Origin of the sequence: Klebsiella sp. HMSC16C06, from assembly GCF_001808325.1 — a bacterium.
GTDB lineage: Bacteria > Pseudomonadota > Gammaproteobacteria > Enterobacterales > Enterobacteriaceae > Klebsiella > Klebsiella variicola.
This window is the reverse complement of the sequence record NZ_KV793011.1, coordinates 280307-294095: the sequence shown is the minus strand read 5'-3', so window position 1 is coordinate 294095 and position 13789 is coordinate 280307. Positions and strand designations below refer to the sequence as shown.

The following is a 13789-nucleotide window of genomic DNA, read 5'->3' as shown; positions in this document are numbered from 1 at the left end:
AACGCTACCAAATGTGCGAAACAGAACAATTTCCCGCCACGGGCCCGGCGCGGCGCTTTGTCACCTGTTCAACAGCTTGTCGCGCACAGTGTCTTATTCCCCGCAATCCCGCCGGACGGGCCTGTGCGTTTCTTCCCTTAACCTGTTGAATTGGTGAGTGACAGGCGGCAATTCGCGAGCTGGCACAGGCTGTGCTTGGAGAGGTGACAGGGTTTGCCGCGGGCTGCCGCGGTAAAGAGAACGCTCACCTTTGAGGATTGAACGATGTCCGGAAACATGAAAACAATGGATGGCAACACGGCGGCGGCCTGGATCTCCTACGCCTTTACCGACGTGGCGGCCATCTACCCCATCACCCCCTCCACGCCGATGGCGGAAAATGTCGATGAATGGGCCGCTAAGGGGAAAAAGAATCTGTTTGGCCAGCCGGTGCGCCTGATGGAAATGCAATCCGAAGCCGGTGCCGCCGGGGCGGTGCACGGCGCGCTGCAGGCGGGAGCGCTCACCACCACCTACACCGCGTCGCAGGGGCTGCTGCTGATGATCCCCAATTTGTACAAAATTGCCGGTGAACTGCTGCCGGGTGTTTTTCACGTCAGCGCGCGGGCGCTGGCGACCAATTCGCTGAATATTTTTGGCGACCATCAGGACGTGATGGCGGTACGCCAGACCGGCTGCGCCATGCTGGTGGAGAATAACGTTCAGCAGGTGATGGACCTGTCGGCGGTGGCGCACCTGGCGGCGATCGCCGGGCGGATCCCGTTTATCAACTTCTTCGACGGCTTTCGCACCTCGCACGAAATACAGAAGATTGAGGTGCTGGCGTATGAGCAACTGGCGACGCTGCTGGACCGGCCGGCGCTGGAGCGCTTTCGTCGGCAGGCGCTGCACCCGGATCATCCGGTGATCCGCGGCACCGCGCAAAATCCGGATATCTACTTCCAGGAGCGGGAGGCCGGTAACCGCTTCTACCTCGCGCTGCCCGATCTGGTGGAAAGCTATATGGCGAAGATCACCGCGCTGACCGGGCGGGAATATCACCTGTTTAATTACCACGGCGCGCCGGATGCCGAGCGGGTGATTATCGCCATGGGCTCAGTGTGCGACACCGTCCAGGAGGTGGTGGAGACGCTGAATGCGGCGGGGGAGAAGGTGGGGCTGCTCAGCGTCCATCTCTATCGGCCGTTCTCGCTGGCGCACTTTTTCGCGCAACTGCCCGCCAGCGTGCAGCGTATTGCCGTCCTTGACCGTACCAAAGAGCCGGGGGCGCAGGCGGAACCGCTGTGCCTCGACGTCAAGAACGCCTTCTATCAACGCGACGATGCGCCGCTGATCGTCGGCGGCCGCTACGCGCTCGGCGGTAAGGACGTGCTGCCCAACGATATCGCCGCGGTGTTTGACAACCTCAGGCAGCCGCTGCCGAAGGACGGCTTTACCCTGGGTATTGTCGATGATGTCACTTTTACCTCGCTGCCCGCCCGGCAGGAACCGCTGGCGGTCTCCCATGCCGGGATCACCGCCTGTAAATTCTGGGGGATGGGCTCGGACGGCACCGTCGGGGCGAACAAAAGCGCCATCAAGATCATCGGCGATAACACGCCACTCTACGCCCAGGCCTACTTTTCCTACGACTCGAAAAAGTCCGGAGGGATCACCGTTTCGCACCTGCGCTTTGGCGACCGGCCGATCACCTCGCCCTACCTGATCCACCGGGCCGATTTTATCGCCTGCTCTCAGCAATCCTATGTCGACCGCTACGACCTGCTGGAGGGGCTGAAGCCGGGAGGCACCTTTCTGCTCAACTGCAGCTGGTCGGAGGCGGAGCTGGAGCAGCACCTGCCGGTCAGCGTCCGGCGCTATCTGGCGCAGGAAAAGATCGACTTTTATACCCTTAATGCGGTGGACATTGCCCGCGAGCTGGGCCTCGGTGGGCGCTTTAACATGCTGATGCAGGCGGCGTTCTTTAAGCTGACGGCGATTATCGAGCCGCAAACGGCGGCGGACTATCTCAAGCAGGCGGTGGAGAAAAGCTATGGCAGCAAAGGGGCGAGCGTCATTGAGATGAACCAGCGGGCTATCGAGCTGGGGATGGCGGCGCTGCACCGGGTGACGGTACCCGCCCACTGGGCGACCCTCGAGGCGCCGGCACCGCAGGCGAGCACCCTGATGCCGGACTTCATCCGCGATATCCTGCAGCCCATGAACCGCCAGCGTGGCGACCTGTTGCCGGTGAGCGCCTTCGCCGGGATGGAAGACGGCACCTTTCCCTCCGGCACCGCCGCCTGGGAGAAGCGCGGCATCGCGCTGGAGGTGCCGGTCTGGCAGCCTGACGGCTGTACCCAGTGTAACCAGTGCGCCTTTGTCTGCCCGCATGCGGCGATCCGCCCGGCGTTACTGAGCGCTGAAGAGCAGGACACGGCTCCCGCCGGGCTGCTGAGTAAACCCGCTCAGGGGGCCAAAGACTATCACTATCATCTGGCTATCTCGCCGCTGGACTGCTCCGGCTGCGGCAACTGCGTGGAGAGCTGCCCGTCGCGCGGCAAGGCGCTGCAGATGGTCTCCCTCGACAGCCAGCGTGCGATGGCTCCGGTCTGGGATTACGCCCTGGGACTGGCGCCAAAAGATAACCCGTTTCGCAAAACGACGGTCAAAGGCAGCCAGTTCGAAACGCCGCTGCTGGAGTTTTCCGGCGCCTGCGCGGGTTGCGGAGAAACGCCCTATGCCCGGCTTATCACCCAGCTGTTTGGCGACCGGATGCTGATCGCCAACGCCACCGGCTGCTCTTCGATCTGGGGCGCCAGCGCGCCTTCGATGCCCTATACCACCAACCATCGCGGCCACGGGCCGGCGTGGGCAAACTCGCTGTTTGAGGATAACGCCGAGTTCGGCCTCGGCATGATGCTTGGCGGCCAGGCGATCCGCCAACAGATCGCCGAGGAGCTGACCGCCGCGCTGGCGCTGCCGGTCAGCGACGCGCTTCACGCCGCGATGCGGCAGTGGCTGGCGCAGCAGGATGAGGGGGAGGGGACCCGCGAGCGCGCGGACCGCCTCAGTGCGTTGCTGGCGGCGGAAAAAGAGGGCGTCCCGCTGCTGGAGCAGCTCTGGCAGAACCGCGACTATTTCGTCCGGCGTTCGCAGTGGATCTTCGGCGGCGACGGCTGGGCCTACGATATCGGCTTCGGCGGCCTCGATCATGTGCTGGCCAGTGGGGAAGACGTCAATATTCTGGTGTTTGATACCGAGGTCTACTCCAACACCGGCGGCCAGTCGTCCAAGTCGACCCCGGTGGCGGCGATCGCCAAATTTGCCGCTCAGGGGAAACGTACGCGTAAAAAAGATCTCGGCATGATGGCGATGAGCTACGGCAATGTTTACGTCGCCCAGATCGCCATGGGCGCCGATAAAGATCAGACCCTGCGGGCCATCGCCGAGGCCGAGGCCTGGCCGGGACCGTCGTTGGTGATCGCCTATGCCGCTTGTATCAACCACGGCCTGAAAGCCGGGATGCGCTGCAGTCAGCGCGAGGCGAAGCGGGCGGTGGAGGCGGGATACTGGCACCTGTGGCGTTATCATCCGCAGCGGGAAGCCGAGGGCAAAACGCCGTTTATACTGGACTCCGAAGAGCCGGAAGAGAGTTTCCGCGACTTTTTGCTCGGCGAGGTGCGCTATGCCGCGCTGCATAAAACCACGCCGGATCTGGCGGACGCGCTGTTCCGGAAAACGGAGGACGATGCCCGGGCCCGTTTCAGGCAGTATCAGCGGCTGGCGGGAGAGGAGTAGGCTGTCGGTTAGCGATTCACGGCTGCTGCATGACGTTCAGCAGCGTATCCAGCAGGCCGGGAAAACGGGCGTCCAGATCTTCCCGGCGCAGCGAAATCATGTTCTCCCGTCCCTGAGGCCGTTGCCAGATCACACCGCTGTCGCGCAGGACGCGCCAGTGGTGGGTCATGGTGGACTTGGCCACCTCTTCCTGGCGCAGAGCGTTGCAGCTCAGCTCGCTGCCGTCGGCCAGCGTGCGGATGATCTCCAGTCGCAGTGGGTTACCGAGCGCGGAAAGGACATTTTCCAGGCGAATTTGTTCTCGTTCGGGGTGATTGGCGATCATAATAATCCTGTGTCGGCGGTGGCGCGGCGCATGGCAGCCGCAGCCCATATCGGCGGCTGGCGGCTACTATACCCAAACTCCGGTTCTGATGCCACGCGCGCCGCCGCAACCTGACCAATCGTAATAATAGCAAAAATAGTTCGAATATACTCGTACAGTTGTACTATGATAGGCGGCAGTTAAATGAACTGCGGATCATTCCGACCGCAGACTGACAGTCAAAACGACTAAGGACGCATCATGCCCCGACCCATCCCCCTCGAACGTTATCGCAACATCGGTATCTCCGCGCATATCGATGCCGGTAAAACCACCACCACCGAGCGCATCCTGTTTTATACCGGGATGAGCCATAAGCTGGGTGAAGTACACGATGGCGCGGCAACCACCGACTGGATGGCCCAGGAGCAAGAGCGCGGGATCACCATTACCTCGGCGGCGGTGAGCTGCTTCTGGCCGGGTATGGACCGCAGCTTCGAGCCGCACCGGATCAATATCATCGACACCCCGGGGCACGTGGATTTCACCATTGAGGTGGAACGTTCCATGCGCGTGCTCGACGGCGCGGTGATGGTGTATGACTCCGTCGGCGGGGTGCAGCCCCAGTCTGAGACCGTCTGGCGCCAGGCAAATAAATACCACGTTCCGCGGCTGGCCTTCGTCAACAAGATGGACCGCCCCGGCGCGGACTTCTTCCGCGTGGTGCAGATGATGATCGACCGTCTGAAGGCTAACCCGGTGCCGATTGTGATCCCCATTGGCGCCGAAGAGCATTTCACCGGCGTTGTCGATCTGGTGAAAATGCGCGCCATCCTGTGGGATGACGCCACCCAGGGCATGACCTTCAGCTATGGGCCTGTCCCTGACGATCTGCTGGCGACGGCACAGCAGTGGCGGGAGAAAATGGTCTCGGCGGCGGCGGAAGCCAGCGACGCGCTGATGGATAAATACCTGGAAACCGGCGAGCTGGACGAGGCGGAGATCGTTGCCGGTCTGCGCCAGCGCACGGTGAAGGGGGAAATCCAGGCGGTGCTCTGCGGGAGCGCCTTTAAAAACAAAGGCGTGCAGCGCATGCTCGATGCGGTGGTGGAGCTGATGCCGTCGCCGCTGGATATTCCGGCGATACAAGGCGTTGATGAGAAAGGCCAGCCGGCGGAACGCCATCCGAGCGACGATGAGCCGCTGTCGGCGCTGGCGTTCAAACTGATGACCGACCCCTACGTCGGCCAGCTGACCTTTATCCGCGTCTACTCCGGGACGCTGAAGAAAGGCGATGCGGTGTGGAACCCGGTGAAGGGCAAGAAAGAGCGCATCGGGCGTATCGTGCTGATGCAGGCCAACGACCGCCACGAAGTTGACGAACTGCACGCCGGGGATATCGCGGCCTGTGTTGGGCTGAAGGATGTGACCACCGGTGATACGCTGTGCGATCCGGATGCGATCATTACCCTCGAACGGATGGAGTTTCCGGAGCCGGTGATTTCGCTGGCCATCGAGCCGAAGACCAAAGCGGATCAGGAGAAAATGGGCATCGCGCTGCAGCGGCTGGCGGCGGAAGATCCGTCGTTCCGTCTGCATACCGATGAAGAGTCCGGCCAGACGATTATCTCCGGTATGGGCGAGCTGCATCTGGAGATCATTGTCGACCGGATGAAGCGCGAGTTTGGCGTCGAGGCCAACATTGGTCGTCCGCAGGTCACCTACCGCGAAACCCTGCGCAAGAAAGTGACGGACGTGGAAGGCAAATTTGTGCGCCAGTCCGGCGGCAAAGGGCAGTACGGGCAAGTCGTGCTGACCCTGGAGCCGCTGGAGCCGGGCAGCGGTTTCGTCTTCGAGGACGCCACCAAAGGCGGCGTGGTGCCACGCGAGTACATCCCTTCCGTGGAGAAAGGGTTGCGCGAAGCGATGGGCACCGGCGTGCTGGCGGGTTATCCGGTGGTTGACGTGAAAGCGACCCTGACCTTCGGGTCGTACCACGACGTGGACTCCTCGGAGATGGCGTTCCGCATGGCGGCGATCTTTGGCTTCCGGGAAGGCGCGCGCAAAGCGGATCCGGTGATCCTTGAGCCGGTGATGCACGTCGAGGTGGAGACGCCGGAAGAGTACGCCGGGAATATTATGGGCGATCTCTCTTCCCGTCGCGGGATGGTGCAGGGGATGGAAGAGCGCTTCGGCAGCCAGATCATCCGCGCCGACGTGCCGCTGGCGGAGATGTTTGGTTATTCCACCACGCTGCGCTCGATGTCTCAGGGACGGGCAACCTACAGCATGGAGTTCCACCATTACGCGGAAGCGCCGCGTAATGTGGCGGATGAAATCATCGCCAGCCGCGCGAAAAGCTAAGCAACGTTCCCGGGGGCGACGCGAGGCGTCTTACCCGGGCTACGAGTCCAGCCATCGTTTGTAGCCCGGGTAAGGCGTTAGCCGCAACCCGGGAATGTCTGCCAATCAGACAATATCCTGTGCGTATTGCCACAGCGCCTTCAACTGCGCCAGCTTCTCTTTATCATCCGCATACTGCTGATACAGCATCTGCAGCTCATCGGCATAGGCCTGCAAAAACTCTGGCGTAAACACCTGACGACGGTGCTCTAACCAGCGCTGCTGCTCATGTTCATCGAGCGTGCCGGGGAAGTTGCGCGCCCGATAGTTAAACAGCAGGCGTTCGATACGCTTATCGGCGAAGGTAATATCCAGCGCCGGCAGATTGCGCGGTTCGGTTTCCAGCACGATTTTCATCGCCGCGCGGTCGGCATCGCTAAAGAACCCATTGTAAAGCTGGGCGTCGACGTTTTCGGACGGCACGAACGGCTCGGCTTCGGCATAGACCGCCACCACTTTCTCGCGCACCTGCGGATTCGCCCGCAGCAGCTGGGCATTCTCCAGACAGCGCTGAATGGAGATCCCCAGCCGGTCGGCATCCAGCGGGCGCAGGGTATTGGCCTGAGCCAGCACCGGACATTTATTGAGATGCACCAGCTTGATCGGCGCCGCCGGCAGATCGCCAAGCTCGGCGCGCGGGGTGTAAAGCCGCTCGCGCAAGGCATCGGCATCGAGCTCCAGCAGCGGCGCCATATCGCCCGCCAGATCGACCATAATCACCGCATTGCGGTTTTCCGGATGCCAGGCCAGGGGCGCCACCAGGCTGGTGTTGCCGCGCGCGGCGCCAAACATGCCGGAGACGTGCACCAGCGGTTTCATCTGCGGCACGTCGATGAGCGTCGCCAGCTTGCGCTTATTGCGGTGGCTGTAGAGATAATCAAACAGCCGCGGCTGCCGGGTTTTCACCAGCTTCGCCATGGCGATGGTGGCGTACACATCGGCCATCGCGTCATGGGCGTTCTGGTGTTCAATACCGTTGGCGACGGTCAGATGTTCAAGCCGGAAGCTGGGCAAACCCTCGTCATTCTCCGGCCAGGTGATCCCTTCCGGACGCAGGGCATAGCAGGCGCGCATCACGTCGAGCAGATCCCAGCGCGAGTTATCGTGCTGCCAGCTCCAGGCATAAGGGTCATAGAAGTTGCGATAGAAGATATTCCGCGTCACTTCGTCATCAAAGCGCACGTTGTTATAGCCGACGATGCAGGTTTGCGGCACCGTGAACAGATCGTGGATGCGGCGGGCAAACGCGGCCTCATTATCCCCTTTGGCCAGCGCTTCCTGCGGGGTGATCCCGGTGATCATCACCGCCTGCGGCTGCGGCAGATAATCGTCAGCGGGCTTGCAGTAAAACACCTCGGGCTCGCCGATCACGTTCAGCTCCGCGTCGGTGCGGATGGCGGCGAACTGCGCCGGCCGGTCGAGGGAAGGGCTGGTGCCGAAGGTTTCATAATCGTGGAATAAAAATCCGGGCTGGTTGACGCTATCTTGCATAGTCTGTTCATTATCCGTGGTGGCGTGCGACCGGTATGGTAAACGATTTGCCCGGTCCTCAGAAGGGTAACGGCAAGCAACTTCCTCTGCTGTGTCATATTTTCTTGCAATTAAACCCTGATATGAAACGCGAAGTTCCGTAAAAAGGACGGCGGATCTGTAAATCTAGAGGATATGCCGTTGAAAGGCCGTTTGTTTATTGCTGTATCTTTGCTCGCTTCGAGCGTTTCCTGCGCATTTGCCGTCGACTTCCCTGCTACGGTCGCGCCACCGGCTATTCAGGCTGGCTCCTGGGTGCTGATGGATTACACCACCGGTCAGGTCCTGACCGCGGGTAACGAACATCAGCAGCGCAATCCTGCCAGTCTGACCAAACTGATGACCGGCTACGTGGTCGATCGCGCCATCGACAGCCATCGTATCACCTTTGACGACATCGTCACCGTGGGTAAAGACGCCTGGGCGAAGGGCAACCCGGTGTTCGACGGGTCATCCCTGATGTTCTTAAAACCAGGGGATCGGGTCAGCGTCCGCGACCTCAGCCGTGGGCTGATTGTCGACTCCGGTAACGACGCCTGCGTCGCGCTGGCCGACTATGTCGCCGGCGGCCAGCCGCAGTTTGTCGCCCTGATGAATCAGTATGTCGAAAAATTGCACCTGCGGGATACCCATTTCGAAACCGTCCACGGCCTCGACGCCCCGGGCCAGCACAGTTCTGCCTATGACCTCGCGGTGCTGTCGCGGGCGATTATTCATGGCGAACCTGACGTCTACCACATGTACAGCCAGAAAAGCCTGACGTGGAACGGGATCACCCAGCAAAACCGTAACGGTCTGCTGTGGGATAAAACCATGAACGTCGATGGCCTGAAAACGGGCCACACCTCGGGCGCCGGGTTCAACCTGATCGCCTCGGCGGTGGATGGCCAGCGCCGGCTGATCGCCGTGGTGATGGGGGCGGACAGTCCGAAAGGCCGCGAGCAGCAGGCCGCTAAACTGCTGCACTGGGGGCAGCAGAACTTTGACACCGTGCAGGTGCTGCAGAAGGGCCAGAAGGTCGGCACCGAACGCATCTGGTACGGCGATAAAGAGCAGATTAAGCTCGGCACCGATCAGGATTTCTGGTTAGCGCTGCCGAAGGCGGAAGTGTCGCGGATTAAAGCGAAATATGTGCTGGATAAGAAGGATCTGGAGGCGCCGATCGCCGCCAACCAGCGGGTCGGCGAGATTTCGCTGTATGACGGCGACAAGGTGGTGGGGCACTATCCGCTGGTCACCCTCGAAAGCATCAATAAAGGCGGGGTGTTCTCGCGAATGAGCGATTACCTGCACCACGAGCTGTAACCATGATAACCGCCTCTTTGCAGGCGGTTTTTTTTCGTCTGTCGCTCCTGCTGGCGGGGCGCCTGTTTTTTCAGCAGTGTGATGGCGACTCTGTGAATTCGCGCACATACTGAGGGGGGATCTCCTGTTAAATTAACTGTATATTCATACAGTCATTTATCCCCAAAGGAGGCAAGATGAACTACAGTATCACCACCCTCGGCAAGAAAACCATTGCCGGTTTCCATCTGGTCGGGCCCTGGGATCAAACGGTCAAGCAGGGGTTTGAGCAACTGATGATGTGGGTTGAGAACCATCAGGTGCCCGCCCGTGAATGGCTTGCCGTCTACTACGATAACCCGGAGGAAGTGCCGGCGGAAAAACTGCGCTGCGCCACCGTGGTCGCCGTTGACGAGGATTACGTCATTCCCGCCAACAGCGAAGGGGTGATACTGGCGGCGATTGCCGGCGGGGATTACGCCTGCGCCCGCGCGCGGGTGGTGGATTACGATTTTGCCACCCCGTGGATGCAGTTTTTCGACAGCCTGCTGCAGAGCACAACGTATCGCGTGGCCCCCAGGCCCTGTTTTGAGATCTATCTCAACGACGGCAACCACGACGGCTACTGGGATATCGACATGTATGTCCCCGTTGAGCGCGTAGCGTCGTAGCGGTTTACCCCTGTTCCGGACAAGGATTTTTACATTCCCGGCACGCTCCGGGCGAAAAAGCAGTTACAATTGGCCTTTTCGTTTTGCCGGAGAGGGTTGTGCGCGCTGATAAATCACTCAAGCCATTTGAGATCCGCTTGTATCGCCATTATCGGGTGGTGCATGGCGTGCGGATTGCGCTGGCCTTTGTGCTCACTTTTTTGCTGGTGCGGCTGCTGAACGTGCCTGAGGGGACCTGGCCTCTCATCACCCTGGTGGTGGTGATGGGTCCGATCTCCTTCTGGGGCAACGTCGTGCCGCGGGCGTTTCAGCGCATCGGCGGCACGATCCTCGGCTCGGCGCTGGGGCTGGTGGCGCTGAAGCTTGAGCTCATCTCCCTGCCGCTGATGGTCCTCTGGTGCGCGGCGGCGATGTTCCTCTGCGGCTGGCTGGCGCTGGGCAAGAAACCCTATCAGGCACTGCTGATCGGCATTACCCTGTCGGTGGTGGTCGGGGCGCCGCCCGGCGATATGCATACCGCGCTGTGGCGAAGCGGCGACGTGATCTTCGGCTCGCTGCTGGCGATGCTGTTTACCGGTATCTGGCCGCAGCGGGCGTTCATCCACTGGCGCATCCAGATGGCCAGCTATGTCACCAACTTTAACCGCCTCTACCAGGCCGGCTTCTCGCCAAATCTGGTGGATCGGCCGCGGCTGGAAAAGCATCTCCAACAGGCGCTGAACGACGTCGTCAAAATGCGCGGGCTGATCACCCCCGCCAGCAAAGAGACGCACATCCAGAAGGCGATCTTCGAGGCTATCCAGACCGTCAGCCGCAACCTCGTCTGCATGCTGGAGCTGCAGATCAACGCCTGGTGGGCCACCCGTCCGGGTCATTTTGTGATGCTCAATGCGCACACCCTGCGGGAGACGCAGCAGATGACCCAGCAGACGCTGTTGGCCATCGCCCACGCCTTGTATGAAGGGAACCCTCAGCCTGTGCGCGCCAACAATGAAAAGCTGAATGAGATCGTCCTCGAACTGCGCCAGCTGATGAAAGAGCAGGGGGACGACAGCCTGGCGGAAACCCCAATTCATGGCTATGTTTGGCTCTCGATTGAACTGGCGCGCCAGCTGGAGCTGCTGTCGCATCTGATCTGCCGCGCGTTGCGCAAATAAGCACCAGATGCACCGGGTAACTGCATGGGTTGTTTCGATTCAGCAGCGTTTAGGGTTATGATAAACGCAAAGGAAAAAACATTGTCATCAGCGACTGCTAGCAGTTATGTTAGCCCTATAACGCAGTCGCTTTACGAATCCGAATCTCAATTATTAGGGGTGTAAAAATGGAAACAACTAAGCCTTCTTTCCAGGACGTACTGGAGTTTGTTCGTCTGTACCGTCGTAAGAACAAACTGCAGCGTGAAATTCAGGACGTTGAGAAAAAGATCCGTGATAACCAGAAGCGTGTTCTGCTGCTGGACAACCTCAGCGACTACATCAAACCGGGCATGAGCGTGGAAGCTATCCAGGGCATCATCGCCAGCATGAAGAGCGATTACGAAGATCGCGTTGATGATTACATCATCAAAAATGCCGAGCTGTCCAAAGAGCGCCGCGACATCTCCAAAAAACTGAAAGTGATGGGCGAAGCCAAAGTCGAAGGCTAATCCCTGCCGGTCCGGCGGCGATCGACGTCGCCGGGCTGTTCTGCTCTACCTCCCCATTCGTCTCTTTTTCTGCAAAACTTTGTCCCGGCAACTGACTCTCCTCACCGACTCTTTGCTATACTGCCCCGCGAAAACGTATTGATATCGGAAAGGTTTCTCTCATCCTGGCTGGGCATCTGACGCAGCGGCGTCAGAGCGATATCTCAACACCTCTCACCTCTCCGACGATCGATTCGCCAGAAGACAAACTCAGGTGCTGACCGGGCGCGACCGAACTCTTCCGCTGCTTTCGCCGACAGGAGTCAACCTCACGTGATTAAGTCATTCTTTGCTGCACTCTCGTTTATCAGCCGCCTGCCGGTCCCGGCGCGGTTATCTCAGGGCCTGGAGATCGAACAGTACCAGCGCAGTATCGTCACCTTTCCGCTGGTCGGTTTACTGCTCGGCGCCATCGCCGGCGCGGTGGCGCTCCTCCTGCAGCCGTGGTGCGGCGTCCCGCTGGCGGCGCTGTTCGGCGTGCTGGCGCTGGCGCTGCTCACCGGCGGATTTCACCTTGACGGGCTGGCTGATACCTGCGACGGCATCTTCTCCGCCCGCACCCGCGATCGGATGCTGGAGATCATGCGCGACAGCCGGCTGGGCACCCACGGCGGGCTGGCGCTGATCTTCGTGCTGGTGGCGAAAGTGCTGGTGGTCGGCGAGCTGCTGCTGCGCGATATCCACCCCATTGCCGCGCTGGCGGCGGCCTGCGCCGTCGGTCGCGGAATGGCGGTGCTGCTGATGTATCGTCATCGCTACGCGCGGGAAAAGGGGCTGGGCAATCTGTTTATTGGCAAAGTTAGCCTGCAGCAGACGCTGGTGACGATGGCGATGGGGGTAGCGCTGGCCACCGTCCTGCTGGGGCTGCAGGGTCTGCGCGCCGCGCTGATCACCCTGGTGCTGATCTGGGGTCTGGGATGGGCGCTGAAGCGAACCCTCGGCGGGCAGACCGGGGATACTCTCGGGGCAGCGATTGAGCTGGGTGAATTACTCTTTTTACTGGCGCTGCTGTAAGGCCTGGCGCCAACGGTGAGGAACAGAATGGAAACACTTTCTGCGTTACTGGCTGCCATTCCGCAGCCCGATGTGGCGGGCATGGCGCGCGCTCAGCAGCATATTGATGGCCTGCTAAAGCCGCCCGGTAGCCTTGGCCGTCTGGAGACGCTGGCCGTGCAGCTGGCTGGTTTGCCGGGGCTGCAGGGGCAGCTGGCGCTGGCGGAGAAAGCGATAGTGGTCATGTGCGCCGACCATGGCGTCTGGCATGAAGGCGTGACGCCTTCGCCGCAGGTGGTGACGGCCATTCATGCCGGTAATATGGTGCGGGGCAACACCGGCGTCTGCGTGCTGGCGGCGCAGGCCGGGGCCAGGGTGCAGGTGGTGGATGTCGGCATCGATGCCGACCCGCTGCCGGGCCTGATTAACCTCAAGGTGGCCCGCGGTAGCGGGAATATCGCCCGGACGGCGGCGATGAGTCGCCAGCAGGCGGAGACGGTGCTGCTGGCCAGCATGCATCTCACCCGCCAGCTCGCCGCCGACGGGGTGAAAGTTTTTGGCGTCGGCGAACTGGGAATGGCCAATACCACCCCGGCCGCAGCCGTGATCAGTGTCCTGACGGGCAGCGATCCTGACGCCGTGGTGGGCTGTGGGGCCAATCTGCCGCTGGCGCAGCGGGGCCATAAGGTGGCGGTGGTGCGCCAGGCGATAGCCCTTAACCAGCCGAACCCGGAAGAGGGGCTGGATGTCCTGGCGAAGGTGGGCGGTTACGATCTGGTGGGCATGACCGGGGTGATCCTCGGGGCGGCCTCCTGTGGCCTGCCGGTGGTGCTGGATGGCTTCCTCTCCTATGCCTCTGCCCTGGCGGCGTGTCGCATGGCCCCGACGGCGCATCCTTATCTTGTCCCTTCGCACTTGTCGGCGGAGAAAGGGGCGCAGATCGCCCTGGACGCGCTGGGTCTGCGGCCCTATCTCGATATGGACATGCGCCTGGGAGAGGGCAGCGGCGCCGCGCTGGCCATGCACCTGCTGGATGCCGCCAGCGTGATGTACAACCAGATGGGAACGCTGGCGCAGAGCAACATTGTGCTGCCCGATACCGCGCCGTCGTCCTGATGAAAAAGCGCATCGTCTCCA

General features: G+C 61.1%; 10 protein-coding genes. 8 read left to right on the top strand and 2 right to left on the bottom strand.

The window, feature by feature from the left end; translation table 11 throughout:
- Positions 1-264 precede the first annotated feature (264 nt).
- Positions 265-3780: a pyruvate:ferredoxin (flavodoxin) oxidoreductase gene (gene nifJ, locus HMPREF3142_RS18775; RefSeq protein ID WP_064171026.1), complete on the top strand. Its 3516-nt coding sequence runs from the start codon at positions 265-267 to the stop codon at positions 3778-3780.
- Between the two features lie 16 nt (positions 3781-3796).
- Here the strand turns inward: nifJ and HMPREF3142_RS18770 are convergent, their stop codons facing one another.
- The gene (locus HMPREF3142_RS18770; protein WP_008804136.1) at positions 3797-4105 is read right to left on the bottom strand and encodes an ArsR/SmtB family transcription factor; all 309 of its coding nucleotides are present in this window, start codon (positions 4103-4105) and stop codon (positions 3797-3799) included.
- Positions 4106-4345: 240 nt separating this feature from the next.
- Here HMPREF3142_RS18770 and fusA point away from each other — a divergent pair, with 240 nt between their 5' ends.
- Positions 4346-6448 carry an elongation factor G gene (fusA, locus tag HMPREF3142_RS18765; RefSeq protein ID WP_070612305.1) on the top strand — a complete coding sequence of 701 codons (2103 nt, stop codon included), beginning with the start codon at positions 4346-4348 and terminating at the stop codon, positions 6446-6448.
- A 105-nt stretch (positions 6449-6553) separates the two neighbouring features.
- Here the strand turns inward: fusA and sbcB are convergent, their stop codons facing one another.
- Positions 6554-7978: an exodeoxyribonuclease I gene (gene sbcB / locus HMPREF3142_RS18760; protein ID WP_023297932.1), complete on the bottom strand. Its 1425-nt coding sequence runs from the start codon at positions 7976-7978 to the stop codon at positions 6554-6556.
- Between the two features lie 180 nt (positions 7979-8158).
- Between sbcB and dacD the strand changes: the two genes are divergently transcribed.
- From dacD to cobT, 6 genes are all read left to right on the top strand, one after another.
- Positions 8159-9322 carry a serine-type D-Ala-D-Ala carboxypeptidase DacD gene (gene dacD / locus HMPREF3142_RS18755; RefSeq protein ID WP_016161444.1) on the top strand — a complete coding sequence of 388 codons (1164 nt, stop codon included), beginning with the start codon at positions 8159-8161 and terminating at the stop codon, positions 9320-9322.
- 176 nt (positions 9323-9498) lie between these two features.
- On the top strand, positions 9499-9972 hold the full coding sequence (gene sbmC / locus HMPREF3142_RS18750) for a DNA gyrase inhibitor SbmC (RefSeq protein ID WP_016161443.1): 474 nt from the start codon (positions 9499-9501) through the stop codon (positions 9970-9972).
- A 98-nt stretch (positions 9973-10070) separates the two neighbouring features.
- Complete coding sequence (locus HMPREF3142_RS18745) at positions 10071-11129, top strand: FUSC family protein (protein ID WP_004203544.1); 1059 nt, start codon at positions 10071-10073, stop codon at positions 11127-11129.
- 167 nt (positions 11130-11296) lie between these two features.
- Entirely contained in the window at positions 11297-11620 is a 324-nt protein-coding gene (locus HMPREF3142_RS18740; RefSeq protein WP_002911883.1) for a DUF496 family protein, read from the top strand.
- Positions 11621-11932: 312 nt separating this feature from the next.
- Complete coding sequence (cobS, locus tag HMPREF3142_RS18735; protein ID WP_049010751.1) at positions 11933-12673, top strand: adenosylcobinamide-GDP ribazoletransferase; 741 nt, start codon at positions 11933-11935, stop codon at positions 12671-12673.
- A gap of 27 nt (positions 12674-12700) precedes the next feature.
- On the top strand, positions 12701-13768 hold the full coding sequence (gene cobT / locus HMPREF3142_RS18730) for a nicotinate-nucleotide--dimethylbenzimidazole phosphoribosyltransferase (RefSeq protein ID WP_070612304.1): 1068 nt from the start codon (positions 12701-12703) through the stop codon (positions 13766-13768).
- Positions 13769-13789: the final 21 nt, after the last annotated feature.

Excerpts from the sequence above, each read along its gene's own strand:
- nifJ (WP_064171026.1), top strand. The coding sequence starts at position 265 with ATGTCCGGAAACATGAAAACAATGGATGGCAACACGGCGGCGGCCTGG.
- cobT (WP_070612304.1), top strand. The coding sequence starts at position 12,701 with ATGGAAACACTTTCTGCGTTACTGGCTGCCATTCCGCAGCCCGATGTG.
- sbmC (WP_016161443.1), top strand. The coding sequence starts at position 9,499 with ATGAACTACAGTATCACCACCCTCGGCAAGAAAACCATTGCCGGTTTC.
- fusA (WP_070612305.1), top strand. The coding sequence starts at position 4,346 with ATGCCCCGACCCATCCCCCTCGAACGTTATCGCAACATCGGTATCTCC.
- HMPREF3142_RS18740 (WP_002911883.1), top strand. The coding sequence starts at position 11,297 with ATGGAAACAACTAAGCCTTCTTTCCAGGACGTACTGGAGTTTGTTCGT.
- sbcB (WP_023297932.1), bottom strand. The coding sequence starts at position 7,978 with ATGCAAGATAGCGTCAACCAGCCCGGATTTTTATTCCACGATTATGAA.
- HMPREF3142_RS18770 (WP_008804136.1), bottom strand. The coding sequence starts at position 4,105 with ATGATCGCCAATCACCCCGAACGAGAACAAATTCGCCTGGAAAATGTC.